Below are 25,825 nucleotides of genomic sequence, written 5' to 3' on the forward strand. Positions count from 1 at the left end.
ATGCGTATCGAATGGATCAATAAGGATAACGTCGATGCCGCCCTGGCATCGCAAACTGCTGCCCCTGCCGGCGTGTCGCGCCGCGGCTTCCTGAAAACCGGCGCTGTCGCCGGCGGTGGACTGGTGCTGGGCTTCTTCATGCCCGGCGCCGGTCGTTTCGCCCATGCCCAGCAGCCGCCGGCCAAGGTGTACGAGCCGAACGCGTTCCTGCACATCGCCCCCGACAACACCGTGACGGTGCAGGTGAACCGCCTGGAATTCGGCCAGGGCGTGCAGACGTCGATGCCGATGCTGATCGCCGAGGAACTGGACGCCGACTGGTCGAAGGTCAACGGCGCGCTGGCGCCGGCCGGCGACCAATACAAGGACCCCGCGTTCGGCATCCAGATCACCGGCGGCTCGGGCAGTATCGCCCACTCGTACATCCAGTACCGCGAGATCGGCGCCAAGGCGCGCGCGATGCTGGTCGCTGCCGCTGCCGAACAATGGCAAGTGGCACCCGCTCAAGTAAAAGCCGGCAACGGCGTGCTGACCGGTCCTGCCGGCCAGACTGCCACCTTTGGCGCCATGGCCGATGCGGCCATGAAGCAGCCGGTGCCTGCCACCGTCGTGCTCAAGGACCCGAAAGACTTCAAGATCATCGGCAAGCCGGTCAAGCGCCTGGACGCCAGGCTCAAAGCCACCGGCAAGCAGCAATTTGGCATGGACTTCAAGGCGCCCGACAGCAAGGTTGCGTTAGTCGCCCGTCCACCCGTGTTCGGCGCCAAGGTGGGCAAGCTGGACGCCAGCAAAGCCAAGGCCATCAAGGGCGTGCTCGAGGTGCTGGAAGTAAAAACCGACCGGGGCGGCAGCGGCGTGGTGGTGGTGGCCGACGGCTACTGGCCAGCCAAGATGGGCCGCGATGCATTGGTTATCGACTGGGACACCAGCGCGGTGGAAAAGGTCAGCAGCGAACAGCAGTTGAAGGATTTCAAGGCGCTGGCGCAAAAGCCGGGCGCCTCCGCCCGCCGTGCCGATACGTCGAAGCTGGCCGGTGCGCCGAAGAAAATCAACGCCGTCTATGAATTCCCGTACCTGGCGCACGCGCCGATGGAGCCGCTCAACTGCGTGGTCGATCTGCGCGCGGACGGCTGCACGGTGTGGGCCGGCACCCAGTTCCAGACCGTGGACCAGGGCGCAATTGCGGCCACGGCCGGCCTGAAGCCGGAACAGGTGGTACTAAACACCATGATGGCCGGCGGCGGTTTCGGGCGCCGTGGCGTGCCGACGTCCGACTACCTGGTTGAAGCGGTCAACGTTGCCAAGGTGTGGCGCGCCGCCGGCAAGACCGATCCGGTCAAGGTGGTGTGGAGCCGCGAGGACGACATCAAGGGCGGCTACTACCGGCCGTCGCACGTGCACCGCGCCGACATCGGCCTCGATGCCAAGGGCAATATCGTCGCGTGGGACCACGTGATCGTGGGCCAGTCGATCGCCGCCGGCACCATGTTCGAGCCGATGATGATCAAGGACGGCGTCGATTCCACCATGGTCGAAGGCATGGGCGAGCCGTACGACGTGCCGCTCAACCTGAGCGCCCACATCGCCAAGGCCAATGTGCCGGTGCTGTGGTGGCGCTCGGTGGGTTCCACCCATACCGCCTACGTGATGGAAACGCTGATCGACGAAGCCGCGCACGCGGCCAAAATGGACCCGGTGGCGTACCGCAAAAAAATCATGGGTGGGAAAGGCAAGCGCCACGTCGCCGCGCTGGATCTGGCCGTGGCCAAGTCGGGTTATGGCAAAAAAGCGCTGCCGAAAGGGCAGGCGTGGGGCGTGGCCGTGCACGAATCGTTCAATACCGTGGTGGCCTACGTGGTGGTAGCGTCCGTCAAGGATGGCGTGCCGAAGCTGCATAAAGTGACGGCCGGCGTGCATTGCAATACCGCCGTCAACCCGCTCACCATCGAAGCGCAGGTGCAGGGCGCGGCGCTGATGGGCCTGGGCATGACGATACCCGGCGCGGCCATCACGCTCAAGGACGGCGTGGTCGAGCAGCAGAACTTCAGCGACTACTCGGTGGCGCGCATGACCGATATGCCAGCCATCGACGTCCACATCGTGCCATCGAACGATGCGCCGACCGGCATGGGTGAACCAGGCTTGCCGCCACTGGCGCCGGCCTTTGCCAATGCACTGTTCAAGATCACCGGCAAGCGCTTGCGCAAGCTGCCGTTCGATCTGGCGTCGGCGTAAAAAGCTGTATGGCGCTGACCGGTATTTTGCTGGCGGCCGGACGGGGCAAGCGGTTCGACCCGTCCGGTGTGCAAAACAAGCTGCTGCAACTGGTTGATGGCGAACCGGTGGTAGCAACCAGCGCGCGCAATATGCTGGCCGCGCTGCCGCGCGTGCTGGCCGTGGTGCGTCCCGGCGATGACCGCGTGGCAGCGCTGCTGGGCCGTTTGGGCTGTGAGGTGCGCGTGGCCGACAATGCCGACCTGGGCATGGGCGAATCGCTGGCCACCGCCATCGAATACACGCGTGGCGCCGAAGGCTGGCTGATCGCGCTGGGCGACATGCCGTGGGTGCAGCCGGCCACCATGCGGTCGCTGGCCGCCGCCATTGAAAGTGGTGCCAACATCGCCGCGCCGGTCCATCGAGGCCGGCGCGGCAACCCGGTCGCGTTCAGCGGTTATCATTTACCCTTGCTGCTGGCGCTGGACGGCGACCAGGGCGCGCGCGCCATCGTCAACAGCCATCCCGTGCACGAGGTGGTGGTGGACGACGGCGGCGTGGTGCGCGATATCGATATGCCTGCCGATTTGACATAGTAAACACCAGGATCAAGATGAAGAAAACGACTAAAACCCCGGCCATCGTCTATACCATCGTGGGCCACGACCTGGCGGCCCACCTGTTCCACGTGACCTTGACCGTGGCGGCGCCGTCCGAAGCAGGGCAGGTATTCGCACTGCCGGCCTGGATCCCGGGCAGCTACATGATCCGCGAGTTTTCGCGCAATATCGTGCGCATCCGCGCCGAGTCGGACGGCCAGCCGGTCGAACTGACCAAGCTCGATAAACACAGCTGGCAGGCCGCACCACTGAAAGACCAGGCGGCGCCGCTTACGCTGCACTACGAAGTCTATGCCTGGGACCTGTCGGTGCGCGCCGCCCACCTGGACCAGAACCACGCCTTTTTCAACGGCACCAGCGTGTTCCTGCGCGTGCTGGGCCAGGAAGAAACGCCGCACGTGGTCGATCTCCAGCGCCCGGACGACGATGCGGCCAAGACCTGGCGCGTGGCCACCGCGCTGCCGGAATTGAAAGCCAAGCGCTATGGCTACGGCACCTATGTTGCCGCCAACTATGACGAATTGATCGACCACCCGGTGGAGCAGGGCGACTTCGCGCTGGCCACCTTCAAGGCACACGGCATCCCGCACGATGTGGTGGTCACCGGCCGCGTGCCGAACCTGGACCTCGCGCGTCTGTGCACCGACCTCAAACGCATTTGCGAGACGCAAATCACCTTCTTCGAGCCAAAATCGAAAAAAGCGCCGATGGACCGCTACGTGTTCATGACCATGGCGGTGGGCGACGGCTATGGCGGCCTCGAACACCGGGCCTCCACCGCGCTGATCTGCAATCGCGGCGATTTGCCCACCACCGCAGCGGTGAACAAGGACATCGGCGACGGCTACCTGCAATACCTCGGGCTGTGCAGCCACGAGTACTTCCACACCTGGAACGTCAAGCGCATCAAGCCGGCCGCGTTTGCGCCGTACAACCTGCAAGTGGAGAATTATTCCCCGCTGCTGTGGCTGTTCGAGGGCTTTACCAGCTACTACGACGACCTGATGCTGGTACGTTCGGGCCTGATCGCCGAACCCAGTTATTTCAAATTGCTGGGCAAGACCATCGGCAGCGTGCTGCGCGGCAGCGGCCGCACCAAGCAAAGCGTGGCCGAGTCGAGTTTCGATGCCTGGGGCAAGTACTACCGCCAGGACGAAAACGCGCCCAACGCCATCATCAGCTATTACACCAAGGGTTCGCTGATCGCGCTGGCGCTCGACCTGACCATCCGCGCCAAGACCGGCGGCAAGAAGTCGCTCGACGATGTGATGCGCACCTTGTGGGAGCGTTTCGGCCGCGACTTTTACCAGGGCGGTGGCCGCGGCGTGACGCCGGCCGAAGTGGAAGCGCTGTTCGACGAAATCGGCGGCGCGCGCTTCAAGCCGTTCTTCGACAAGTACATCCGCGGCACCGAGGACGTGCCGCTGGCCAAGCTGCTGGCGCCGTTCGGCGTCAAGTACGCCGACGACCGCAAGTCGTCCAAGCCTAGTCTCGATGCCAACCTGGGCCGCGACGGCAGTGACTGCAAGTTAGCGGCCGTGCACGAAAATGGCGCCGCGCACCTGGCCGGTTTGTCGGCCGGCGACCTGCTGGTGGCGGTCGATGGCTTGCGCGTGACCGCCACCAACCTGGACAATCTGCTGGCGCGCTACGCGGTGGGCAGCACGGTGCAAATCCATGCCTTCCGCCGCGACGAGCTGATGGTGTTCAGTGCCGTGTTGCAGGGCGAGCGGGTGCCCGGCATCACGCTCACGCTCGATCCGGTCGCGAAGAAATCGGCCGGGCCGTTGCGGCCGAGCGCAGCGCGATAAAGCGCTGGCCGCATCCGGGCCGCCCCAGTCTTCGATGGCCGCACTCACCGTGCGGCCATTTTTTTCACACTGGATGTGCCAGATTCCGGCATAAACACGCCATCATCCGGCACAAAACCCCGTGATCGGCCCCGTCCACTGTCCCCTTTGGCATAAAGATGGTTACCGAGCACCGATTAATGCTGCTATCATGCGAATAATTCTCATTCGCTAAATGTGCTTATCATGGCCACTGCATCGATTTCCCGCTCCGACATCGTCTGGCGCACGCTGGCTGCCGTCTTCGGCGGCTATGCCTTTACCTGGGGGCTGATCGCCTTCGGCATGGCTGCAATGGTTGCCGCCGACATGGAATTCCATGACGCCGAGCACCTGACCGCCATCATCGGTTTCCTGGTGTTTTTGACCATCTTCCTGACCGCATTCGCTGCGCGCAACATCGTACGCGTGTGGCTGGTACTGGCCGGTGGCGCCGTGGTCATGGCCTCGGCTGCCGAACTTATCAAGAACCTGATCACGTAACCAACGCTGACATTACGGAGTTTTTCCAATGCTGCAGAATTTCAGACAGTCGATGGCCTGGGTGCATACCTGGTTCGGACTGGCCCTCGGATTTGTACTAGTGGTTGTATTTTTCTTCGGTTCGCTGTCGGTGTTCGACCGCGAAATCGACCGCTGGGCCATCCCCGCCTCGCGCTTCGAGCCGCAACCGATGCCGTCGTTCGACAAGCTGATGCGCCCGATTTTCGAGGATATGCAGCCGCTGCCGGACGCGCGCGCGTTCACTGCGCCGCTGGTCAACGGTCCGTTGCCTGACCATTTCGACAAGGTGAAGAGCTGGGGCGCGTACACCACCCACCGCGATCCGGTGCTAACCATGTTTGCCGGTTACGAGGTACCGAACGCCAAGGATCCGGAAACCATGATCTTCGCCCAGCGCACGGTCGATCCGCGCACCGGCGCCGCCTTGCCCGACGACCGCCTCAAGGTCGGCAGCGGTTTCTTCTACCCGCTGCATTACAGCCTCACCTTCTACTGGAAAAACGTCGGCTACTGGATCGTCGGCTTTGCCGCACTGATGATGCTGGTCGCGCTGGTGACGGGCGTGGTCATGCACCGCAAGATCTTCCGCGAGCTGTTCACGTTCCGGCCGAAAAAGACCACCCAGCGCAGCATGCTCGACCTGCATAATCTCACTGGCGTGGTCGCACTGCCGTTCCACTTCTTCTTTGCCTTTACCGGCCTGGTGATTTTCGCCGGAATCTATTTCCCGATCGGCCACACCCAGCTGCAAGCCTTGCACGACCAGCACGAGATACACGAAGCGCTGGAAACCGGCCTGCCGCACGACCCGGCCGGCGTTCCGGCAAAAATGGCGTCGGTCGATGCCATGGTCAAGGAAGCGCAGCGCCGCTGGGCCGAGAAGGGCATGGCTGGCGACGTCGGTTTCCTGCAAGTGCAGCACGTGGGCGACGCCAACGGCTATGTCAGCATCTACCGCGCCGGTACCGACCGTATCGCGCTCACCGGCGAGGGCATCCACTTCAAGGCGTCCACCGGCGTCGTGATGCGCGAAGACCCGCCGCCCACCGCCGTCGGCCGCATCAACGAATTCCTCACAGGCCTGCACTTGCAGCATTTCCGCCACTGGCTGTTGCGCTGGCTGTATGTGCTCGGTGGCCTGCTCGGTTGCGCGTGTATCGCCACCGGCTTCCTGTTCTTCGTTGAAAAGCGCAAGCGCCAGCACGCCAAGCAAGGCAGCAGCGGCGCCCGGGTTGTCGATGCCTTGGGCGTGACCACGCTCACCGGCATGATGATCGCGGCGCTGGGCATGCTGATCGCCAACCGCCTGCTGCCGGACGTCATGCCCGACGGCTGGCCGCTGCGCGGCGACATGGAAAAATACTGCTTCTGGGGGACCTGGGTGGTGGCGATGGCGCACGCGTTCTGGCGCACCGCGCCGGTGGCCGAAGGGCGCATCGCCCCGGCCTGGCGCGAGCAATGCCTGGCGATTGCCGTACTGGGCGTGACCGCGCCGGTACTGAACTGGGTCACCACCGGCGACCACCTGCTGCGCACCATCGGCAACGGCTACTGGCCGGTGGCCGGCGCCGACCTGTTCATGCTGACCGGCGCGGTGCTGGCAATATTAGCCGCGCGCAAGCTGCAATTGCGCGCCGAGAGCAAGGTTACTGCGAACACCCCCGTGATGGAGGCAGGCCATGCCTGATGCATTGATGTTGTTGGCGGCGCTGGTCGTCACCGTGATGGGCATGGCCTGGCTGGCCCTGTCGATGGAAAACCACTGGGAGCAGGTACGCGGCAAGGCGGCCTGTCCGCCAGCCACGGTCAAGTCGCTGCGGGTGCTCGGCGCGGTTGCGTTGGTGACGTCGCTGGTGCTGTGCCTGATGGTCGACTCGGCGTCGATGGCGTCGCTGGTGTGGGTGATGAGTGTGGCCGGTGCGGCGGTGATCGTCGCATTTACGCTCACCTGGAAAGCCAGCGCGCTGGCTCCCCTGGTGTTCTGGACGAAGGCTTAACGTTAATTAAAGAGCCGGGCCAGTTCTGCGCCCGGATCTTCCGCGCGCATAAAGGCTTCGCCTACCAGGAACGCGTGCACGTTTGCTGCGCGCATGCGTTCCACGTCGGCCGGCACCATGATGCCCGATTCGGTGATCACCAGCTTGTCTTCGGGGATGCGGTCCAGCAGCCCCAGGGTATTTTCCAGCGATACCTCGAACGTGCGCAGGTTGCGGTTGTTAATCCCCAGCAGCCGGGTTTTCAGGCGCAGCGCGGCGGTCAGTTCGTCGCCATCATGCGTTTCCACCAGCACGCCCATGCCCAGTTCGTGGGCAACCGCTTCCATCTCCGCCATCAAGCCGTGATCGAGCGCCGAGACGATCAACAGGATCGCATCGGCCCCCATCGCGCGCGCTTCATAGATCTGGTAGATGTCGATCATGAAGTCCTTGCGCAGCACCGGTAGTGCACACGCGGCGCGGGCTTGCTCCAGGTACGCCACCGAACCCTGGAAGAACTGCTCGTCGGTCAACACCGACAGGCACGCGGAGCCGTTGGCTTCATAGGTTTTGGCGATGTCGGCCGGGCGGAAGTCGGCGCGGATCACGCCTTTCGACGGCGACGCCTTCTTGATTTCGGTGATCACGCCCGGTTTGCCGGCATCGATTTTTGCACGCAGGCTCGCTTCAAAACCGCGCATCTGGGCGCGCAGTTCGGTGTGCGATTCGACGTCGTCGCGCAGGCTGGCGAAGCTGCGGTGTTTTTTGGCGGCGGCCACTTCGTCGGCTTTGACGGCGAGGATTTTGTTGAGGATGTCGGACATGGTCGGCGGTTCGTTTATTCGGGTGTTCTATGGATCCCCGTGTTCGCGGGGATGACGGAAATTGCGTGTAGCGGACGTGTTGACGGGGCCTGTTTCTGGACGACGCTATTCAGTTCGCCGTCAGTTGGCCTTACATCGCCTCAGTTGGCAGCGCCCAGGGTTTGCGTCACGCTCACAAACTGCTCGACCTTCTTCAACGCATCGCCCGAGGTAATCGCCGCGCGCGCGCGTTGCAGGCCGTCTTCGATCGAGCTGGCCACGCCGGCCGCGTACAGTGCGGTGCCGGCATTGAGCGCCACGATGTCGAAGGCCGGACCCGGTTCGCCGCGCAGCGCTTCCATCATCTTTGCTTTCGATTCGGCTGCATCGGCCACCTTCAGGTTGCGGCTGGCGATCATCGGCAGGCCGAAGTCTTCCGGGTGGATTTCGTATTCGCGGATTTCGCCGTTGACCAGTTCACCGATCATGGTGCCCGCGCCCAGCGACACTTCGTCCATATTGTCGCGGCCATAGACCACGATCGCGTGCTGCGCACCGAGGCGTTGCAGCACCCGTACCTGGATGCCGACCAGGTCGGCATGGAATACGCCCATCAGGATATTCGGCGCGCCGGCCGGGTTGGTCAAGGGGCCCAGGATGTTGAAGATCGAGCGCACGCCAAGCTCCTTGCGTACCGGGGCCACATGGCGCATGGCCGCATGGTGGTTCGGCGCGAACATGAAGCCGATGCCGGTTTGCGCGATCGACTGCGCGATCTGCTCGGGTTTCAAATTGATGTTGGCGCCGAGCGCCTCGATGACGTCGGCGCTGCCTGACGACGACGACACGCTGCGCCCGCCATGCTTGGCCACACGCGCGCCGGCCGCCGCTGCCACGAACATGGCGGTGGTGGAAATATTAAACGTGTGGGCGCCGTCGCCGCCGGTGCCGACGATGTCGAGCAGGCCGGTGGTGTCGGCCATCGGCACCTTGGTGGAAAACTCGCGCATCACTTGCGCGGCGGCGGCGATCTCGCCGATGGTTTCCTTTTTCACGCGCAGGCCCATGGTCAGGGCCGCGATCATGGTGGGCGACATTTCGCCGGACATGATCTGGCGGAACAGGTGCAGCATCTCGTCGTGGAAAATCTCGCGGTGTTCGATACAGCGCAGCAGTGCTTCTTGATGGGTAATCGCCATGACCAATCCTTCTCTCAAATTTTTACGCAGGTGTACGACAGCGGAATGCTTAACGAACCAGGAAGTTCTTCAGCAAGGCGTGGCCGTGTTCGGACAGGATCGACTCGGGGTGGAACTGCACCCCCTCGATGTCGTAATCCTTGTGCCGCACGCCCATGATTTCGCCGTCATCCGTCCATGCCGTCACTTCGAGGCAGGCTGGCAACGAGCTGCGCTCGATGGCCAGGGAGTGATAGCGGATCACCGTAAACGGCGAGGGCAAGTCCTTGAAGACGCCCACGCCGGTATGCGCGATAAGAGAGGTTTTGCCGTGCATGACCTGCTTGGCGCGGATCACCTTGCCGCCGAACGCTTCGCCGATGGCCTGGTGGCCGAGGCAGACGCCCAGAATCGGCTTCTTGCCAGCGAAGTGTTTTAATACGGCGATCGAAATGCCGGCCTGCGCCGGATCTTTCGGGCCGGGCGAGATGCAGATGCGGTCGGGGTTCAGCGCTTCGATCTGTTCGATCGTGATTTCATCGTTGCGGTACACGCGCACGTCTTCACCGAGTTCGCCGAAATACTGGACGATGTTGTAGGTGAAGGAGTCGTAGTTGTCGATCATCAGCAGCATGTCAGAACTCCCCATCCAGGCCATCTTGTACTTGTTCGGCAGCGCGCAGCACGGCGCGCGCCTTGTTTTCGGTTTCCTGCCATTCCATCTCAGCCACGGAGTCGGCCACGATGCCGGCGGCCGCCTGCACGTACAACATGCCGTCCTTGATCACGCCGGTGCGGATCGCAATCGCCACGTCCATCTCGCCGCCAAACGACAGGTAGCCGCAGGCGCCGCCGTAAATGCCGCGCTTGGAAATTTCGAGCTCGTCGATCACTTCCATGGCGCGCACTTTCGGCGCGCCGGTGAGGGTACCGGCCGGGAAGGTGGCGCGCAGCACGTCCAGGTTCGACAGGCCGCTTTTCAGCTTGCCCTCGACGTTGGACACGATGTGCTGCACGTGCGAATACTTTTCGATGACCAGGCGGTCGGTGACCTTGACGGTGCCGGTCTCGGAGATGCGGCCCAGGTCATTGCGCGCCAGGTCGATCAGCATCACGTGTTCGGCGATTTCTTTCGGGTCGGCCAGCAGTTCTGTGGCCAGTTCGGCGTCGCGCTCGGGCGTGGCGCCGCGCGGGCGGGTGCCGGCGATCGGGCGCAGCGTGACTTTCTTTTCGCCATCAGGCAGGGTCTCGTTGCGCACCAAGATTTCGGGCGACGCGCCGACGATCTGCATGTCGCCGAAATTGTAGAAGTACATATACGGCGACGGGTTCAGCGAACGCAGCGCGCGGTACAGCGACAGCGGCGAATCGACGTACGGTTTGCGCAGGCGCTGGCCGATTTGCACCTGCATCAGGTCGCCGGCCATCACGTATTCGTGGGCGCGGGCCACCGCCTTTAAATAATCTTCCTTGGCGAAGTCGCGCGTGATCTCGGTGCGTACCGAGGCGCTGGTGACCGGCGCTTCCACGCCCCGGCGCAGCATCATGCGCAAATCTTTCAGGCGCTGGCGCGCTTTGCTGAACGACTCGGGCTGGGTGGTATCCGCATACACGATCAGGTACAGCTTGCCGGACAGGTTGTCGATCACGGCCAGTTCTTCGGTCACCATCAGCTGGATGTCGGGCAGGCCCAGGTCATCTTTCGGCTGGTTGGGCGATTGGGCCAAAGTCTTTTCGATGTGGCGCACGGTGTCGTAGCCGAAGTAGCCGGCCAGGCCACCGCAGAAGCGCGGCATGCCGGGGCGTACCGCTACTTTAAAGCGCTTTTGATAGGTTTCGATGAAGTCGAGCGGATTGCCGTCATGGGTTTCGATCACGGCGCCGTTTTTCACGATCTCGGTGCGGGTGCCGAACGTGCGCAGGATGGTGTTGGCCGGCAGGCCGATGAACGAGAAGCGGCCGAAACGCTCGCCACCGACGACCGACTCGAGCAGGAACGTGTTCTTGCCCGTGTTCTGGGACTGGGCCAGTTTCAGGTACAGCGTGAGCGGGGTTTCGAGATCGGCAAAGGCTTCGGCGATCAGCGGGATGCGGTTGTAGCCTTCGTTGGCCAACGATTTGAATTCGAGTTCGGTCATGTGTGCTCTCCATGGCGCCGCGCGATCACGCTAAGGTGAGGGGAGAGGGCGGCGCTGTTCAAAAAACCTGCCGGGCACGCGGGGTGCGGACGGCAGCAATACGGCTCGGGCGATCAGCCCTGCCAGGATTGCCAGCGTCGCCAAAGCCAGGCCTCAATCGAGCCTGGTTGGTTGACGGTGTGTTTTTTGGTGAGAGACATTTCGGTCAGGTGTTCTGCTAAGTTGGTATATTTTGCGAACGAATCAGGCTAGCCGCTTCTAGCAGCGAGGTAACTATACCATCGGAATCGATATCGTGTACAGATTCACCGTGGTTGTAACCATACGGTACCGTCAACACCGGGCAACCCGCAGCCCGGGCCGCTTGCGCGTCGTTGGACGAGTCACCAATCGCCACCACTTGCGCCGGTTGCAGGCCAAAGTCGGCGCACACGGTCAGCAAAGGCAGCGGGTCCGGCTTCTTGCGCGCCAGCGAGTCGCCGCCGTACACCACCTCGAAAAAGCCGCTCAAACCCTTGAGTTTTAACAGCGGGGTGGTAAACGCGATCGGCTTGTTGGTCACGCAGGCCAGGCGCAGGCCGGCTGCTTTCATGGCGGTCAAGCCTTCGAGCACGTCCGGGTACAGCGCGCTGTGCTGGCCGTTGATCGCCAGGTAGTGGCGCTGGTACGCTTCCATCGCAAAGTTGAAGCGTGCTTCCACCGGCGGCGAATGCGGCGCTTCGTTCAGTTGCAGTGCCAGCACGGCGCGGATCAGGTTTTCCGATCCCTTGCCCACCATGACCGCGATCTGCTCTTGCGCTACCGGCGGCAGCTCCAGCTCGGCCAGCATGCCGGTAATCGCCACGTGGAAGTCGGGGATGGTGTCGAGCATGGTGCCATCGAGGTCGATGATGGCTGCGCGTACGCCTGCCAGCACGGTAGCCATTACGCTAGCCATCAAGCGCCGACCTTGGCCAGGTTGGCGCGCATGGCGTCGATCACGGCCTTGTAGTCGGGCTTGCCGAAGATGGCGGAGCCGGCGACAAAGGTGTCGGCGCCGGCAGCAGCGGCGGCGGCGATGTTCTCGATCTTGATGCCGCCATCGACCTCGAGCATGATGTCGCGGCCCGATTCATCGATCAGGCGACGGGCGTCCGCGATCTTTTTCAGCGCATGCGGAATGAACGACTGGCCGCCGAAGCCCGGGTTGACCGACATGATCAGGATGATGTCGATCTTGTCCATCACGTGCTCGAGGTAGCTGAGCGGCGTGGCCGGGTTGAACACCAGGCCGGCCTTGCAGCCGTGGTCGCGGATCAGCTGCAGCGAGCGATCGACGTGATCGGACGCTTCCGGGTGGAAGGTGATGATGTTGGCGCCGGCCTTGGCGAAGTCCGGGATGATGCGGTCCACCGGCTTGACCATCAGGTGGACGTCGATCGGTACCTGCACGTGCGGACGGATCGCTTCGCACACCAGCGGGCCGATGGTCAGATTGGGAACATAATGGTTGTCCATCACGTCAAAGTGGATGATGTCGGCGCCGGCGGCGACGACATTGCGCACTTCCTCGCCCAGGCGGGCGAAATCGGCGGACAGGATGCTGGGTGCGATGCGGTATTGGGTCATGGCAGGGGGCCGCAATGGGCCTGGCGTAAAAAAAGATGCGTCATTTTACGCTGGTCGCGGCCGCTCTGCCTAATTAGAGAGCAGATAGGCCCGATTTGTCCCAAGTCGTCCTTGCGCAGGTTGCCGATTTGCGGTGCAATGAAGGACTTGCATTCAAAGACATTGTATCTATTAAGGAAAGTTGATGGCCACTTACGAATTCACTGTATCAGTCAGAACCCAATACCTGCCTGAGCAGTCGGACCCGGAGCGCACGAGTTTCGTGTTCACCTATTCCATCACCATCAAGAACACCGGCACGGTGGCGGCGCAGCTGATCTCGCGCCACTGGGTGATTACCGATGCCAACAACCATGTCGAGGAAGTGCGCGGGCTGGGCGTGGTGGGCCACCAGCCGCTGCTGCAACCGGGCGAGCAGTTCGAATACACCAGCGGTTCGGCGCTGCAAACGCCGCAGGGCTCGATGGTGGGCGAATACTTCTGCGTGGCGGAAGACGGCCACCAGTTCGAAGCGAAAATTCCCGAATTCGTGCTGTCGCTGCCGCGCACGCTGCACTGATTACTGTTTGTCCCGGTCACGGTCCCGGTGCTTGTTCTTGCGCCGGGTTCGGCCGTGGAACATCGTCCACCACACCAGGAACACCAGCAGGCCCAGCGCCACGCACACTTCCAACAACAATATCCACATAGCGATTCCCCATGAACTTTTCCCGCCGTAGTCTACTCGTTCCGGCGAGCGTTGCCATGCTCGCGCTGGCCGCTTGTACCACCACCCCGATTCCACCCGACCAGTCCGCAACGCCGGCACCGGCTGCAAAACCCGCGCAGCCGGCCACGCCAGCGACGCCCACCACGCCGGCCACCCCGTCCACCGCGCCGGCCAAGCTGCAACTGGTGCCCAGCACCTTCTCGGCCCTGCCAGGCTGGGACCGCGACGACGTTCGCGCCGCCTGGCCAGCCTTCATGGCTTCGTGCACGTCGCTGGCCAAGCAGACCATCTGGAAAGAATCGTGCAGCATCGCCCGCACCGTCAATGGCAACGACGACAAGGCCATCCGCACCTTCTTCGAGGCGTTCATGGTGCCGAACCAGGTGGTCGCGCCCGATGGCGCCACCGACGGCCTGGTCACCGGCTACTACGAGCCGCTGCTGCGCGGCGCCCGCAAGAAGGGCGGTCCATACCAGACGCCGCTGTACAAGGTGCCCGACGACATGATCACCGTGGACCTGGCCAGCGTTTATCCCGATTTGAAAGGCATGCGCCTGCGCGGCAAGCTGGTGGGCAAGAAACTGGTGCCTTATTCCAGCCGCGCCGAGATCGATACGGGCGAACTGAAGGGCAAGGAATTGTTGTGGGTCGATGATCCGGTGGAAGCGTTTTTCCTGGAAGTGCAGGGTTCGGGCCGGGTGCAACTGACCGATACCCAGGAAACCGTGCGCGTGGCGTACGCCGACCAGAACGGCCATCCGTATAAGTCGATCGGCAAATACCTGGTAGAGAAGGGGGAGCTGCGGCTGGACCAGGCGTCGGCACAGGGCATCAAGGCGTGGATCGCCGGTCACCCCACCCGCATGCAGGAACTGTTCAACGCCAACCCGAGTTATGTATTTTTCAAGGAAGAGCGGCTGCCAGATCCGAAGATCGGCCCGAAAGGCGCGATGGGCTTGCCGCTGACGCCGCAGCGCTCGGTAGCAATCGATCCGACCCAACTGCCGCTGGGCGCGCCGATTTTCCTCAACACCACTCAGGCCAACAGCGATATCCCGATGCAGCGCCTGGTGATGGCGCAGGATACGGGCGGGGCCATTCGTGGCGCCATCCGCGTCGATTACTTCTTCGGCTTCGGCACCGAGGCGGCTGAAAACGCCGGCCGCATGAAGCAGCGCGGCAACGTCTGGGTGCTGCTGCCTAAATAATCAGCGCAAAAATTAACGCAACACCAGTACCGGCAGGGTGGTGTTCGACAACACCTTGTCGGTCTGGCTGCCCAGCAGGAATTTGTCCAGCCCAGTGTGGCCGTGGGTGGCCATGATGATCAGGTCGCAATTGAAGCGTTTCGACGCTTCGATGATTTCCTCGAACGGCACGGTGGACGTGGAAATGATGCCTTCGAACGGCACGCCGGCGATATTGGCGGCGGCCGCCAGCTTGTCGATGTGCTCGCGCGCGGCTTCCTGCATCTGTACCGAGAAGTCGCCCACGTCCACCACCACGCCCACGTCGCTGATCGGGGTCATGGCGATCGGTTGCACGACCGTGATGCCGATCATGCGGGCCTGGTGCAACATGGCGAATTGCACCGCAGTGGCGGTGGCTTTTTCCGACAGCTCGGAGCCATCGGTGGGGAAGAGAATCGATTTGAACATGGCGCACTCCAGTTGGCGGTTGATGGCAGTGAGACTAATATCTCGGCGCGTTTCTTGTCGCACGTTATGGCACGACTGACAAGTTTTGCCTATCCCCGCTGACAGGAGACCGATCATACCCGGCGCCGGGATAGACGCTACAATCGACGCCATACCTATGCCACCTTGGAGAACATCATGCAATATGCAGACCTGATCGTCGAAGTGCACGGCAAGACCGCGCTGATCCGCCTGAACCGTCCCAAGGCGCTCAACGCGCTCAATGACAACATGATGGACGAACTTGGCGACGCCTTGCGCACGTTCGACGCCGATCCTGCCATCGGCTGCATCGTCCTCACGGGCAGCGAAAAAGCCTTTGCCGCCGGCGCCGACATTGCCGCCATGGTCGATTACACGTATGCCGACACCTACCGCGACAACTACATCAGCCGCAACTGGGAGCACATCCTGAAGGTGCGCAAGCCGGTGATCGGCGCCGTGGCCGGCTTTGCCTTGGGCGGCGGCTGCGAGCTGGCCATGATGTGCGACTTCGTCGTCGCCGCTGATACCGCCAAGTTCGGCCAGCCCGAAATCAAGATCGGCGTGCCGCCCGGCGCCGGCGCCACCCAGCGCCTGCCGCGCGCCATCGGCAAGGCCAAGGCCATGGACATGCTGCTTACCGCGCGCACCATCGACGCCGCCGAAGCCGAACGCATCGGCCTGGTGTCGCGCGTGGTGTCGGCCGAAAAGCTGATCGAGGAAGTGCTGGTGATTGCCGAGCAAATTGCCGCCATGCCCACCTCGGTGGCAATGATGGTCAAGGATGCCGTCAACCGCGCCTTCGAGACCCCGCTGACCGACGGCGTGGCCTACGAGCGTCGCCTGTTCCAGGCCGCTTTCGGCACGCCGGCGCAGAAAGAAGGCATGCAGGCATTCCTGGCCAAGCGCCCGGCCAACTTTGACGGACTGTGACGTCTCCTCCATGCGGATCCTGATCATCGAAGACAACCCGGACATCCTGGCCAACCTGTACGCCTTCCTGGAGCCGAAAGGCCATGTGCTCGACTCGGCCGCCAACGGCTATGCCGGGCTGGCGCTGGCGGCCCAGCACGAGTACGACGTGATGGTGCTCGATGTCATGCTGCCCGGGATGACGGGGCTGGAACTGTGCCACAAGATCCGCACCGAGCTGCGCCAGACGACGCCGGTACTGATGCTCACCGCGCGCGACACGGTGCAGGATAAGGTGGCCGGCTTCGACAGCGGCGCCGACGATTACCTGGTCAAACCGTTCTCGCTGGTGGAGCTGGAAGTGCGGCTCAATGCGCTGGTGCGCCGCGCGCGCGGGCAAACCGCCGGTGCGGCCGTGCTGGCCGTGGGCGATTTGCGTTTCGATACCGAGAAATTCGAGGTGCACCGCGCCGGCACGCCGCTGGTACTGACCAAGACCGGTTACGTTATCCTCAAGTGCCTGATGACCCAGGCGCCCAAGCTGGTCACGCGCGACATGCTGGAACAGCAAGTATGGGGGGAGGACCGCCCCGACAGCGACGCCTTGCGCACGCACATCCATGCGCTGCGCCAGGTGCTCGACAAACCTTTCGACTTCGCCATGCTGCGCACCGTGTCCGGCATCGGCTACAAATTGCTTGCTACCGATGTCCCAGTTTAAATCCCTGCGCCGCCGCATCGTCGTCGCCTACCTGCTGTTTGCCGCCGTCGCCAGCCTGTTCTTTGCCATCATCGCGGCCGTGGCGGTCGAAGGCATCGAGGTCAAGCTGGTCGATGAACGCCTCGAGGAAGTGGCGGCTTGGGCCTCGCCGCGCCAGGCCGGCGGCTTGCCGGTGGAAATGCCGGCCGGTCTCAGTTTCTTCCATGACGCCGAGATTCCCCAGTCGCTGCGCGGCTTGCCGCAGGGCGCCAATGAAATCACGGTCGATGGTGTTGACCTGCACGTGCTGGCCGGGCGCGATCCTGCCGGCAACTACGTGGTGGTGGACCACGCCAGTGCATATGAAAAAATCGAGCTGGTCGTGTACAGCATGTTTGCCGTCGGCTTTGCCGGTTTCCTGGTCTCGTCGCTGATGTTCGGGGCGTTTATCGGCAACAGCGTGGTGCGTCCCATCATGGACCTGGCCACGGCCGTGCAGGCGCGCCGCACCGACCTGCCGCAGCAGGACAGTCCCGACGAACTGGGCATCCTGGCCCGCGCCTTTGCCGCCCGCACCACTGAGCTGACCGAGGTGCTGGACCGCGAGCGCTTCTTTACCGGCGATGTCAGCCACGAATTGCGCACGCCACTCACCGTCATCAGCGGCGCGGCCGAGGTGATCATGGCGCAGGCGCCGGGCAACCCGGCGATCCAGGCCGCTTCCGAGCGCATTTATCGCGCTGCGCGCGATGCATCCGATTCGGTCACCGTGCTGCTGCGCCTGGCCCGTTCGCCCGAGCAGCTGGAGGCAACGCCGGTGTCGATGGCTGCGCTCGCTGCCGATGAGTGCGCGCGCAGCCAGCCGCTGGTGGGTAATAAACCGTTGAGCGTGCGGTATGCAGGCGGCGCCGATTTCACGGTGACCGCGCCGCGCGAACTGATGATCGCTGCCGTCGGCAACCTGGTGCGCAACGCCTGCCTGTATACATTGGAGGGCGAAGTGCTGGTGATGCTGCAAGACCGGTCGCTGTTCGTCGAAGATACCGGCCCCGGTTTGCCACCGGCCGCGCGCGCCCGCGTGCTGCACGAGGCGGCACCGGTTGGCGCCAGCGGCTCGTCCGGTACCGGCCTCGGCTTGGGGCTGGTGCAGCGCATCTGCGCTTACCTGGGCGCCAGCCTGCATTACAGCGAGAGGCCAGGGGGCGGCAGCGTGTTCGAGATTCGTTTTCCACACATATAAAATTGGTTTAACGCAATCTTAACGCCGCCATGACGGCGATTTGACCGCCGCGTTTGTAAGGTAGAGGCTAGACTTCTGGAGCCTCGCGTGAACGTTCACAACCTGACCTTGCAGGTGCCGCTGGCACTGCGCACCGCCATCCTGCCGCGACTGCGCAAGCTGACCTTGCATCCGATGCAACTAACGCTGGCCGCCTCGATATTCCTGGTACTGGCTTACAACTTCAGCTTCTGGAAAACTTTCGTGGTTGCCACCGGTGGCTTGCACGCTTCCAATATTCCGCTGTACCTGGGCGCATTTACCATGCTGGCGCTGGTGTTCAACGCGTTTTTGAGCCTGGTCGGTTTCCGTTACCTGCTCAAACCGGTGCTGATCGTGCTGTTTTTCGTCACAGCCGGCGCCAGCTATTTCATGAACCGCTACGGCATCGCCATCGATGCCGCCATGGTCCAGAACGTGATGGAGACCGACCCGCACGAAGCCGAGGAGCTGCTGAGCTGGGATTTGTTGTTCACCTTGAGCCTGCTGGGCGTGTTGCCGTCGCTGTTCGTGTACCACGTCAAGCTGCGTTATCCGTCGTTGACCCGGAGCGTGGTGACCAATGCCATCGTGGTCCTGCTGTCCGTGTGTGCAGCCGGCATTTTGATGATGACCTTTTTCAAGACCCTGGCGCCGGCCGTGCGCGAGTACCGCGAAATGCGCTTCCTGCTCACGCCCACCAATGTCATCCAGGCAACCAACAGCTATTTCAAGCATCACTTTGCCAAGCCGCTGGTGATCGAACCGATGGGCCGCGACGCCATGAAGGGCAAGCTGTGGTCGCAACCCCCCGATCATCCGACGCCGGGCGTGCAGGTGCCGCGCCGCACGGTGACCATCATGGTGGTGGGCGAGACTGCGCGCGCCATGAATTTCTCGCTTAACGGTTACAGCCGTGACACCAACCCGCTGCTGTCGCACCAGGCTGGCCTGATCAATTTCAAGAATGTCTATTCGTGCGGTACGGCCACGGCGATTTCCGTGCCTTGCCTGTTCTCGGGCATGACGCGGGAAAAGTATTCGGAAGACAAGGCCAAGTCCCAGGAGGGGCTGCTGGACGTGATCAGCCACGCCGGCATCGACGTGCTGTGGCGCGATAACAATTCCGGCTGCAAGGGCGCCTGCGACCGCGTCACCTACGAAGACATGTCGGAGGTCAAAGCCGGCGATCCGTTCTGCGGCAAGGACGAGTGCTACGACGAGCGCATGCTGCAAGGCTTGCCCGACATCATCCGCAACGCCCGGCGCGACCTGGTGATCGTGCTGCACCAGAAGGGCAGCCACGGCCCGGCCTACTGGAAGCGCTACCCGCCAGCGTTCCAGCGCTTTGGCCCCGTGTGCAGCAGCAATGAGCTGGAAAAATGCTCGCGCGAGTCGATCGTCGCGGCGTACGACAACACCATCCTGTACACCGACTATTTCCTCAGCAAGACCATCGACATGCTGCGCGCTGCCGGCGCCGAGAGCAACGTCGATACCGCCATGATGTATTTCTCCGACCATGGCGAATCGCTGGGCGAGAAAAATATGTACCTGCATGGCGCGCCGTACATCATTTCGCCTGAAGAACAACGCCACGTCCCGTTCATGCTGTGGCTGGATCAGAACTTCCGCGACCGCTTCAATATCGACCAGCGCTGCATGGAAGCGCGGCGCGATCAGGATTTCTCCCACGATAATGTGTTCCACTCGTTCCTGGGCATGTTGAACATCAACACCGCCGTGTATAACCCGCAACTGGATATGTTCCATGCCTGTACCCTTGCCAACCAGCCTTGATACGCCTTCGACATCTCGCCGCATCGGCCTGCTGCGGCCGGTGGAGTGGGCGCTGCTGGTGTCAAGCCTGCTGATACTATGGATCGGCAACAACACCGATATCGACCTGGCCCTGGCCGACGCCATGTTCGACCGCGCCCGTAACGTGTTTCCCTGGCAGCACGCGTGGCTGGCCGAGCGCTTCAACCACGAAATTTTGAAAACCGTGCTGCAGGTACTGGGTTTTACGGTGGTCGGTGTGGCCAGCTGGGATTGCTTCAAGCCGTTCCGCAGCTGGACCGTGGCGCACCGCACCGGCATGCGCGTGCTGGCGCTGTCGGCGCTGCTGGTGCCGGCGGCGATCAGCCTGCTCAAGCGTTTCAGCGATTCGCACTGCCCGTGGGATTTGCAGCGCTATGGCGGCAACGAGCCGTATGTACGCTTACTGGAAATGATGCCGGCCGGGATACCTTCCGGTCACTGCCTGCCGGCCGGCCACGCGTCGAGCGCGCTGTGGCTGCTGGCGGTGGTCGTGTTCTGGCTGCCCGCGCGCCCGCGCATGGCAGCGGCTGTCGGTGCGGCCATGCTGGCGTTCGGCTTTGCCGTGGGCTGGATGCAGCAGTTGCGCGGCGCTCATTTCCTCACTCACACTCTGTGGTCGGTCTGGATCGCGGTCGCCATCGTCTATTTTCTGTATGAGATACTCGGCTCACGTAAAGGGCGTGCAGCGTTGGCTTGATTTCATAAAGTACGCCACAATCCCGGTTGTCAGGTTGTTTAACTCATAACGGGGATTCCATGAACGAGCTAATCGCGAGAGATGTGGTGATGGTCCGCGCCATCGAGACCACCGATCAAAAGAAAGAAATTCTCAGCGAGGACGACCGCCTGTACGCCAGCCGCAGCGCGCGCGAACTGGCGCAATGGCAGGCTTCCGGCAAGCATGCCGAGGTGACCGGCGACGATTTCCTGCAGCAGCGCTCGGAACTGCTGCTCAAGCGCCTGGCCGAGCGCAATCCTGCCTTTGCCAGTTTCGCTAAGCGCCGCTACGGCCTGCAAGGGCTCACCTGGGCGCTGCCGTTGCTGGCCCTGGTACTGGGCGTGGCGCTCGACCGCATCACCGATCCGCACCGCGTCGATCTGCTCTCCGCTCCCTTGCTGCTGATCCTTGCCTGGAACTTTGTGGTTTATATAGGATTGCTGATCAGCCTGGTGGTTCCATCGCGCGCGCCCGGCTGGCCCAAGGACGGCATGGTGCGTCGCCTGAGCGTGGGCAAGCTGGCGCTGCCGCGCAAGATGCCGCCGGTACTCTCCACCGCCTTGCTCAGCTTTATGGGCGAATGGGCGCAACTGGGCGCCAAGCTGACGGCAGCCCGTCTCAATCGCACCGTGCACCTGAGCGCGGCGCTGTTTTCCATCGGCGCCGTCGCCTCGCTGTATGCGCGCGGCTTGCTGGCCCAGTACGGCGCCGGCTGGGAAAGCACCTTCCTGAATGCGTCGCAAGTGCATGGCCTGTTGTCTTTCCTGTTCGCGCCGGCGATGTTTGTATTTAACCTGCAAGGCTTTACCCTGGCCGAGATCGAGGCGCTGCGCTTCCCGCAGACCACGGCAGCCGAGGGCGGTGCGCGCTGGGTGCATTTATATGCGGCGACCATTTTCCTGTTCGTGGTGCTGCCACGCCTGCTGCTGGCGCTGGCCTACAACCTGCGCGCGGCGCATTTCGCCAAACGCTTCCCGCTCGACCTCGACCATCCTTATTTCCGTCGCCTCAATGACACCATCGGCGTGTCCACCGGCGGCCTGCTGCGCGTGCTGCCCTACAGCTTTACCGTGGACGAGGCGCGCCACCAGGGCCTGGTGCAGGTCGCGGTGATGGCGTTCGGCGAGCAGGGCCGCATGATGTTGCGGCCATCAAGCGCCTATGGCGAAGATGCACGCGAACTGCTGCGTGAAGTCGATCTGACCGACCCCAACGTTAATATCACCGCCGTGCTGTTCAACATCACCGCCACGCCGGAGAAGGAAAACCACGGCGCCTTCCTCGACTACCTGGTCAAGTCATCGCCGCGCGGCATCGCCGTGCTGCTCGATCAATCGAGCTACGTCGAGCGCATGGGCGACCACCCCGACGACCGCGCCCGCCTGGCCGAGCGCGTGGCGTTGTGGCAGCAGTTCTGCCACTTCCATCACACCAGGGCCACGGTAGTCAACTTGCTCAACCCCGGCGCCCATCCGCTCGAAGCCGGGCTGCCACTCTCGACACCACAATGACCGTTTCCATACAAAAAGACGGTGTGCAGATCCAGTTTGCCCTGATTTCGCACACCAATAATGGCAAGACCACGCTGGCCCGCACCCTGGTCGGCGTCGATATCGGCGAAGTGCGCGACGCTGCCCATGTCACCATCTTTGCCGAATCGCACACTTTATTAACCACGCCGCAGGGAGACTCGCTGCAACTGTGGGATACGCCGGGCTTTGGCGACTCGGTGCGCCTGCTCAAGCGGCTGGGCCAATCGGGTAACCCGGTCGGCTGGTTCCTGCGCGAAGTGATCGACCGCTACCGCGACCGGCCATTCTGGCTCAGCCAGCAAGCAATGCGCACGGCGCGCGAATCGGCCGACCTCGTGCTTTATTTGGTCAATTCGTCGGAAGATCCACGCGACACTGGTTACCTGCCGGCGGAAATGAAAATCCTCGAATGGCTGGACAAGCCGGTAGTGGTGCTGCTCAACCAGGTGGGCCGGCCGCGCCCGGTAGGCGAGGAACACGCCGAGCAGGAGCGTTGGCGCCAGCACCTGCGCCAGTATCCGGCCGTGCGGGAAGTTCTGGCGCTGGACGCCTTTGCCCGCTGCTGGGTGCACGAGCGCGTGTTCTACGACACCGTGGGCAAGTTGCTCGACGTGTCGTTGCAGGCGGGTTACGCCCGGCTGTTTGCCACCTGGCAGGCGCGCAACACCGAGCGCTACGACCGCGCCGTTCACCTGCTGGCTGCGCAATTGTCCACGGCCGCACGCGACAGCGAGCAGGTCGTGGAAGAGGGCAAGAGCATGCTCAAGTCCGCGCTCAAGGTGGTGGGCATCGGCAAGAACGAAGAACAGCAGCGCCAGGACCGGGCGATGGCCACGCTGGTTGCGCGCCTGAACCAGCGGTCCATCGACAGCACGCGCGAACTGCTGATCCTGCACCAGCTCGATCCCACCGACGCCGGCAAGATCAACGAACGCGTGCGCGAGAGTTTTGCCGTGCGTGCACCGATCGACAAGGCGCAGGCCGGCTTGCTGGGCGCCATGCTCTCGGGTGCTGCCACCGGCTTGTCGGCCGACGTCATGGCTGGCGGCCTTACATTGGGCGGCGGCGCCATCATCGGCGGCGTGGTCGGTGCGCTGACGTTTGCCGGTGCCGCCTGGGGTTTCAACGCCAGCACCGACCGCAACGTGGCCGCCGTGCAGTTTACCGACGCGTTCATGCGCAACCTGGTGATTGTCGGTGTGCTGCGCTATCTGGCCGTGGCGCACTTCGGCCGGGGTCGTGGCAATTTTGTTGAAAACGAAGCGCCGGCATTCTGGCAGGAAGAAGTGGAGCAGGTCGTCAGCCAGCACGACGCCGGCCTGGTCGAACTGTGGCAAGACGTGCGCCGCGAGAAGGTCGCCATCACCGGCGACCGCGCAGCATTACTGATCAAGCAAATCATTTCCGCGACCCTGGTACGACTGTATCCGGACGTTGCCGGCACCGTGTAAAAAAGCCTCTTGCCAAGCCCCTGCGGGCTTGGCTATAATTCGCCCCCTCGCAGAACACCGCATGTAAATGTTAAGTAAAGCGAGAAAAAAGAAGGTTGACGAAACAAGCTAAACGCTTCATACTCTTYCTTCTTCGCGGCAGACAAAACGATCGACGCGAAACGCAGYACCGAATAAGTTCTTTAAAAATTAACAGTCGATAAGTGTGGACGTTTGATGACAGTGCRCACGCTGCTTGCAGCGTGATACTTWAAWTATCAAATGTTCACAAGAAGTAATGAAATAGGCGCTATGAAAATAGTGGCCTGTCAGTATTTTGAGTGAGCGACCCGTCGAAAGACGGTGCCGAGTGATACTTAAAWTATCAAATGTTCACAAGAAGTAATGAAATAGGCGCTATGAAAATAGTGGCCTGTCAGTATTTTGAGTGAGCGACCCGTCGAAAGACGGTGCCGAGAAATCGGCAAATAAACAGAGATTAAACTGAAGAGTTTGATCCTGGCTCAGATTGAACGCTGGCGGCATGCCTTACACATGCAAGTCGAACGGCAGCGCGGGGCAACCTGGCGGCGAGTGGAACTGAAGAGTTTGATCCTGGCTCAGATTGAACGCTGGCGGCATGCCTTACACATGCAAGTCGAACGGCAGCGCGGGGCAACCTGGCGGCGAGTGGCGAACGGGTGAGTAATATATCGGAACGTACCCTGGAGTGGGGGATAACGTAGCGAAAGTTACGCTAATACCGCATACGATCTMAGGATGAAAGTGGGGGATTCGCAAGAACCTCATGCTCCTGGAGCGGCCGATATCTGATTAGCTAGTTGGTAGGGTAAAAGCCTACCAAGGCATCGATCAGTAGCTGGTCTGAGAGGACGACCAGCCACACTGGAACTGAGACACGGTCCAGACTCCTACGGGAGGCAGCAGTGGGGAATTTTGGACAATGGGCGCAAGCCTGATCCAGCAATGCCGCGTGAGTGAAGAAGGCCTTCGGGTTGTAAAGCTCTTTTGTCAGGGAAGAAACGGGTYTTTCTAATACAGAGATCTAATGACGGTACCTGAAGAATAAGCACCGGCTAACTACGTGCCAGCAGCCGCGGTAATACGTAGGGTGCAAGCGTTAATCGGAATTACTGGGCGTAAAGCGTGCGCAGGCGGTTTTGTAAGACTGTCGTGAAATCCCCGGGCTCAACCTGGGAATGGCGATGGTGACTGCAAGGCTAGAGTTTGGCAGAGGGGGGTAGAATTCCACGTGTAGCAGTGAAATGCGTAGATATGTGGAGGAACACCGATGGCGAAGGCAGCCCCCTGGGTCAAAACTGACGCTCATGCACGAAAGCGTGGGGAGCAAACAGGATTAGATACCCTGGTAGTCCACGCCCTAAACGATGTCTACTAGTTGTCGGGTTTTAATTAACTTGGTAACGCAGCTAACGCGTGAAGTAGACCGCCTGGGGAGTACGGTCGCAAGATTAAAACTCAAAGGAATTGACGGGGACCCGCACAAGCGGTGGATGATGTGGATTAATTCGATGCAACGCGAAAAACCTTACCTACCCTTGACATGGCAGARATCCYSGAGAGATTKRGGAGTGCTCGAAAGAGAATCTGCACACAGGTGCTGCATGGCTGTCGTCAGCTCGTGTCGTGAGATGTTGGGTTAAGTCCCGCAACGAGCGCAACCCTTGTCATTAGTTGCTACGAAAGAGCACTCTAATGAGACTGCCGGTGACAAACCGGAGGAAGGTGGGGATGACGTCAAGTCCTCATGGCCCTTATGGGTAGGGCTTCACACGTCATACAATGGTACATACAGAGGGCCGCCAACCCGCGAGGGGGAGCTAATCCCAGAAAGTGTATCGTAGTCCGGATTGTAGTCTGCAACTCGACTGCATGAAGTTGGAATCGCTAGTAATCGCGGATCAGCATGTCGCGGTGAATACGTTCCCGGGTCTTGTACACACCGCCCGTCACACCATGGGAGCGGGTTTTACCAGAAGTAGGTAGCTTAACCGCAAGGAGGGCGCTTACCACGGTAGGATTCGTGACTGGGGTGAAGTCGTAACAAGGTAGCCGTATCGGAAGGTGCGGCTGGATCACCTCCTTTCTAGAGTAGCACTCATCATCAAGCGTTCACACTTATCGACTGTCAAT

At 62.0% G+C, this 25,825-nt stretch carries 23 protein-coding genes and 1 rRNA gene; 16 read left to right on the top strand and 8 right to left on the bottom strand.

The window, feature by feature from the left end; translation table 11 throughout:
* The 6 genes from ASF04_RS23555 (at window position 1) to ASF04_RS23580 (ending at window position 7,185) form a co-directional block, all read left to right on the top strand.
* A complete protein-coding gene (locus ASF04_RS23555; RefSeq protein ID WP_056147169.1) occupies window positions 1–2,235 on the top strand; it encodes a xanthine dehydrogenase family protein molybdopterin-binding subunit in 2,235 nt (744 codons plus the stop codon).
* An 8-nt stretch (window positions 2,236–2,243) separates the two neighbouring features.
* Entirely contained in the window at window positions 2,244–2,810 is a 567-nt protein-coding gene (locus tag ASF04_RS23560) for an NTP transferase domain-containing protein (protein WP_056147170.1), read from the top strand.
* Window positions 2,811–2,827: 17 nt separating this feature from the next.
* On the top strand, window positions 2,828–4,645 hold the full coding sequence (locus tag ASF04_RS23565; RefSeq protein WP_056147172.1) for a M61 family metallopeptidase: 1,818 nt from the start codon (window positions 2,828–2,830) through the stop codon (window positions 4,643–4,645).
* Window positions 4,646–4,870: 225 nt separating this feature from the next.
* Window positions 4,871–5,167 carry a hypothetical protein gene (locus tag ASF04_RS23570; protein WP_056147174.1) on the top strand — a complete coding sequence of 99 codons (297 nt, stop codon included), beginning with the start codon at window positions 4,871–4,873 and terminating at the stop codon, window positions 5,165–5,167.
* A gap of 28 nt (window positions 5,168–5,195) precedes the next feature.
* Entirely contained in the window at window positions 5,196–6,875 is a 1,680-nt protein-coding gene (locus tag ASF04_RS23575; protein ID WP_056147176.1) for a PepSY domain-containing protein, read from the top strand.
* On the top strand, window positions 6,868–7,185 hold the full coding sequence (locus ASF04_RS23580) for a DUF3325 domain-containing protein (protein ID WP_056147179.1): 318 nt from the start codon (window positions 6,868–6,870) through the stop codon (window positions 7,183–7,185). Before ASF04_RS23575 ends, ASF04_RS23580 begins: the two co-directional genes overlap by 8 nt.
* 2 nt (window positions 7,186–7,187) lie before the next feature.
* Here the strand turns inward: ASF04_RS23580 and trpC are convergent, their stop codons facing one another.
* From trpC to rpe, 6 genes are all read right to left on the bottom strand, one after another.
* The gene (trpC, locus tag ASF04_RS23585; protein ID WP_056147180.1) at window positions 7,188–7,988 is read right to left on the bottom strand and encodes an indole-3-glycerol phosphate synthase TrpC; all 801 of its coding nucleotides are present in this window, start codon (window positions 7,986–7,988) and stop codon (window positions 7,188–7,190) included.
* Between the two features lie 140 nt (window positions 7,989–8,128).
* A complete protein-coding gene (gene trpD / locus ASF04_RS23590) occupies window positions 8,129–9,166 on the bottom strand; it encodes an anthranilate phosphoribosyltransferase (protein ID WP_056147183.1) in 1,038 nt (345 codons plus the stop codon).
* 49 nt (window positions 9,167–9,215) lie between these two features.
* A complete protein-coding gene (locus ASF04_RS23595) occupies window positions 9,216–9,779 on the bottom strand; it encodes an aminodeoxychorismate/anthranilate synthase component II (RefSeq protein WP_056147185.1) in 564 nt (187 codons plus the stop codon).
* Window position 9,780: 1 nt separating this feature from the next.
* Window positions 9,781–11,283 carry an anthranilate synthase component I gene (gene trpE / locus ASF04_RS23600; RefSeq protein ID WP_056147187.1) on the bottom strand — a complete coding sequence of 501 codons (1,503 nt, stop codon included), beginning with the start codon at window positions 11,281–11,283 and terminating at the stop codon, window positions 9,781–9,783.
* 217 nt (window positions 11,284–11,500) lie between these two features.
* A complete protein-coding gene (locus ASF04_RS23605; RefSeq protein WP_056147188.1) occupies window positions 11,501–12,220 on the bottom strand; it encodes a phosphoglycolate phosphatase in 720 nt (239 codons plus the stop codon).
* Window positions 12,220–12,891, bottom strand: coding sequence for a ribulose-phosphate 3-epimerase (gene rpe / locus ASF04_RS23610; RefSeq protein ID WP_019923874.1), 672 nt, complete (start codon window positions 12,889–12,891; stop codon window positions 12,220–12,222). The genes ASF04_RS23605 and rpe overlap by 1 nt, the downstream gene beginning before the upstream one ends.
* Window positions 12,892–13,075: 184 nt before the next feature.
* Between rpe and apaG the strand changes: the two genes are divergently transcribed.
* Window positions 13,076–13,450 (top strand): Co2+/Mg2+ efflux protein ApaG, encoded by a 375-nt coding sequence (gene apaG, locus ASF04_RS23615; RefSeq protein ID WP_019923875.1) that lies wholly within the window; start codon window positions 13,076–13,078, stop codon window positions 13,448–13,450.
* Here the strand turns inward: apaG and ASF04_RS28525 are convergent, their stop codons facing one another.
* Window positions 13,451–13,579 (bottom strand): hypothetical protein, encoded by a 129-nt coding sequence (locus tag ASF04_RS28525; protein ID WP_255360925.1) that lies wholly within the window; start codon window positions 13,577–13,579, stop codon window positions 13,451–13,453. It abuts the gene before it with no gap.
* Between the two features lie 56 nt (window positions 13,580–13,635).
* Between ASF04_RS28525 and ASF04_RS23620 the strand changes: the two genes are divergently transcribed.
* Entirely contained in the window at window positions 13,636–14,808 is a 1,173-nt protein-coding gene (locus ASF04_RS23620; protein ID WP_082488978.1) for a murein transglycosylase A, read from the top strand.
* Window positions 14,809–14,820: 12 nt separating this feature from the next.
* On the opposite strand, the gene ASF04_RS23625 is transcribed toward ASF04_RS23620, so the two are convergent.
* The gene (locus ASF04_RS23625; RefSeq protein ID WP_056147192.1) at window positions 14,821–15,258 is read right to left on the bottom strand and encodes a universal stress protein; all 438 of its coding nucleotides are present in this window, start codon (window positions 15,256–15,258) and stop codon (window positions 14,821–14,823) included.
* Between the two features lie 177 nt (window positions 15,259–15,435).
* On the opposite strand from ASF04_RS23625, the gene ASF04_RS23630 reads away from it, so the two are divergent.
* From ASF04_RS23630 to ASF04_RS23665, 8 genes are all read left to right on the top strand, one after another.
* Entirely contained in the window at window positions 15,436–16,212 is a 777-nt protein-coding gene (locus ASF04_RS23630; protein ID WP_056147194.1) for an enoyl-CoA hydratase, read from the top strand.
* Window positions 16,213–16,222: 10 nt separating this feature from the next.
* A complete protein-coding gene (locus ASF04_RS23635; RefSeq protein ID WP_056147196.1) occupies window positions 16,223–16,912 on the top strand; it encodes a response regulator transcription factor in 690 nt (229 codons plus the stop codon).
* On the top strand, window positions 16,899–18,131 hold the full coding sequence (locus tag ASF04_RS23640) for a HAMP domain-containing sensor histidine kinase (protein ID WP_056147198.1): 1,233 nt from the start codon (window positions 16,899–16,901) through the stop codon (window positions 18,129–18,131). The genes ASF04_RS23635 and ASF04_RS23640 overlap by 14 nt, the downstream gene beginning before the upstream one ends.
* An 87-nt stretch (window positions 18,132–18,218) precedes the next feature.
* Window positions 18,219–19,949, top strand: coding sequence for a phosphoethanolamine transferase (locus ASF04_RS23645; protein ID WP_082488979.1), 1,731 nt, complete (start codon window positions 18,219–18,221; stop codon window positions 19,947–19,949).
* The gene (locus ASF04_RS23650) at window positions 19,921–20,667 is read left to right on the top strand and encodes a phosphatase PAP2 family protein (RefSeq protein WP_082488980.1); all 747 of its coding nucleotides are present in this window, start codon (window positions 19,921–19,923) and stop codon (window positions 20,665–20,667) included. The genes ASF04_RS23645 and ASF04_RS23650 overlap by 29 nt, the downstream gene beginning before the upstream one ends.
* 59 nt (window positions 20,668–20,726) lie before the next feature.
* Entirely contained in the window at window positions 20,727–22,199 is a 1,473-nt protein-coding gene (locus ASF04_RS23655) for a DUF2868 domain-containing protein (protein WP_056147200.1), read from the top strand.
* Window positions 22,196–23,671: a GTPase domain-containing protein gene (locus ASF04_RS23660; protein ID WP_056147201.1), complete on the top strand. Its 1,476-nt coding sequence runs from the start codon at window positions 22,196–22,198 to the stop codon at window positions 23,669–23,671. The genes ASF04_RS23655 and ASF04_RS23660 overlap by 4 nt, the downstream gene beginning before the upstream one ends.
* Window positions 23,672–24,247: 576 nt before the next feature.
* Window positions 24,248–25,778: ribosomal RNA gene (locus tag ASF04_RS23665) — 16S ribosomal RNA — on the top strand.
* The last annotated feature ends 47 nt before the right edge of the window (window positions 25,779–25,825 follow it).

It is taken from the genome of Duganella sp. Leaf61, from assembly GCF_001421905.1.
Classification (GTDB): domain Bacteria; phylum Pseudomonadota; class Gammaproteobacteria; order Burkholderiales; family Burkholderiaceae_D; genus Rugamonas; species Rugamonas zoogloeoides.

Coding starts and splice junctions, on each gene's coding strand:
- ASF04_RS23555 (WP_056147169.1), top strand. CDS start 1: ATGCGTATCGAATGGATCAATAAGGATAACGTCGATGCCGCCCTGGCA.
- ASF04_RS23560 (WP_056147170.1), top strand. CDS start 2,244: ATGGCGCTGACCGGTATTTTGCTGGCGGCCGGACGGGGCAAGCGGTTC.
- ASF04_RS23565 (WP_056147172.1), top strand. CDS start 2,828: ATGAAGAAAACGACTAAAACCCCGGCCATCGTCTATACCATCGTGGGC.
- ASF04_RS23570 (WP_056147174.1), top strand. CDS start 4,871: ATGGCCACTGCATCGATTTCCCGCTCCGACATCGTCTGGCGCACGCTG.
- ASF04_RS23575 (WP_056147176.1), top strand. CDS start 5,196: ATGCTGCAGAATTTCAGACAGTCGATGGCCTGGGTGCATACCTGGTTC.
- ASF04_RS23580 (WP_056147179.1), top strand. CDS start 6,868: ATGCCTGATGCATTGATGTTGTTGGCGGCGCTGGTCGTCACCGTGATG.
- trpC (WP_056147180.1), bottom strand. CDS start 7,988: ATGTCCGACATCCTCAACAAAATCCTCGCCGTCAAAGCCGACGAAGTG.
- trpD (WP_056147183.1), bottom strand. CDS start 9,166: ATGGCGATTACCCATCAAGAAGCACTGCTGCGCTGTATCGAACACCGC.
- ASF04_RS23595 (WP_056147185.1), bottom strand. CDS start 9,779: ATGCTGCTGATGATCGACAACTACGACTCCTTCACCTACAACATCGTC.
- trpE (WP_056147187.1), bottom strand. CDS start 11,283: ATGACCGAACTCGAATTCAAATCGTTGGCCAACGAAGGCTACAACCGC.
- ASF04_RS23605 (WP_056147188.1), bottom strand. CDS start 12,220: ATGGCTAGCGTAATGGCTACCGTGCTGGCAGGCGTACGCGCAGCCATC.
- rpe (WP_019923874.1), bottom strand. CDS start 12,891: ATGACCCAATACCGCATCGCACCCAGCATCCTGTCCGCCGATTTCGCC.
- apaG (WP_019923875.1), top strand. CDS start 13,076: ATGGCCACTTACGAATTCACTGTATCAGTCAGAACCCAATACCTGCCT.
- ASF04_RS28525 (WP_255360925.1), bottom strand. CDS start 13,579: ATGTGGATATTGTTGTTGGAAGTGTGCGTGGCGCTGGGCCTGCTGGTG.
- ASF04_RS23620 (WP_082488978.1), top strand. CDS start 13,636: ATGCTCGCGCTGGCCGCTTGTACCACCACCCCGATTCCACCCGACCAG.
- ASF04_RS23625 (WP_056147192.1), bottom strand. CDS start 15,258: ATGTTCAAATCGATTCTCTTCCCCACCGATGGCTCCGAGCTGTCGGAA.
- ASF04_RS23630 (WP_056147194.1), top strand. CDS start 15,436: ATGCAATATGCAGACCTGATCGTCGAAGTGCACGGCAAGACCGCGCTG.
- ASF04_RS23635 (WP_056147196.1), top strand. CDS start 16,223: ATGCGGATCCTGATCATCGAAGACAACCCGGACATCCTGGCCAACCTG.
- ASF04_RS23640 (WP_056147198.1), top strand. CDS start 16,899: ATGTCCCAGTTTAAATCCCTGCGCCGCCGCATCGTCGTCGCCTACCTG.
- ASF04_RS23650 (WP_082488980.1), top strand. CDS start 19,921: ATGCCTGTACCCTTGCCAACCAGCCTTGATACGCCTTCGACATCTCGC.
- ASF04_RS23655 (WP_056147200.1), top strand. CDS start 20,727: ATGAACGAGCTAATCGCGAGAGATGTGGTGATGGTCCGCGCCATCGAG.
- ASF04_RS23660 (WP_056147201.1), top strand. CDS start 22,196: ATGACCGTTTCCATACAAAAAGACGGTGTGCAGATCCAGTTTGCCCTG.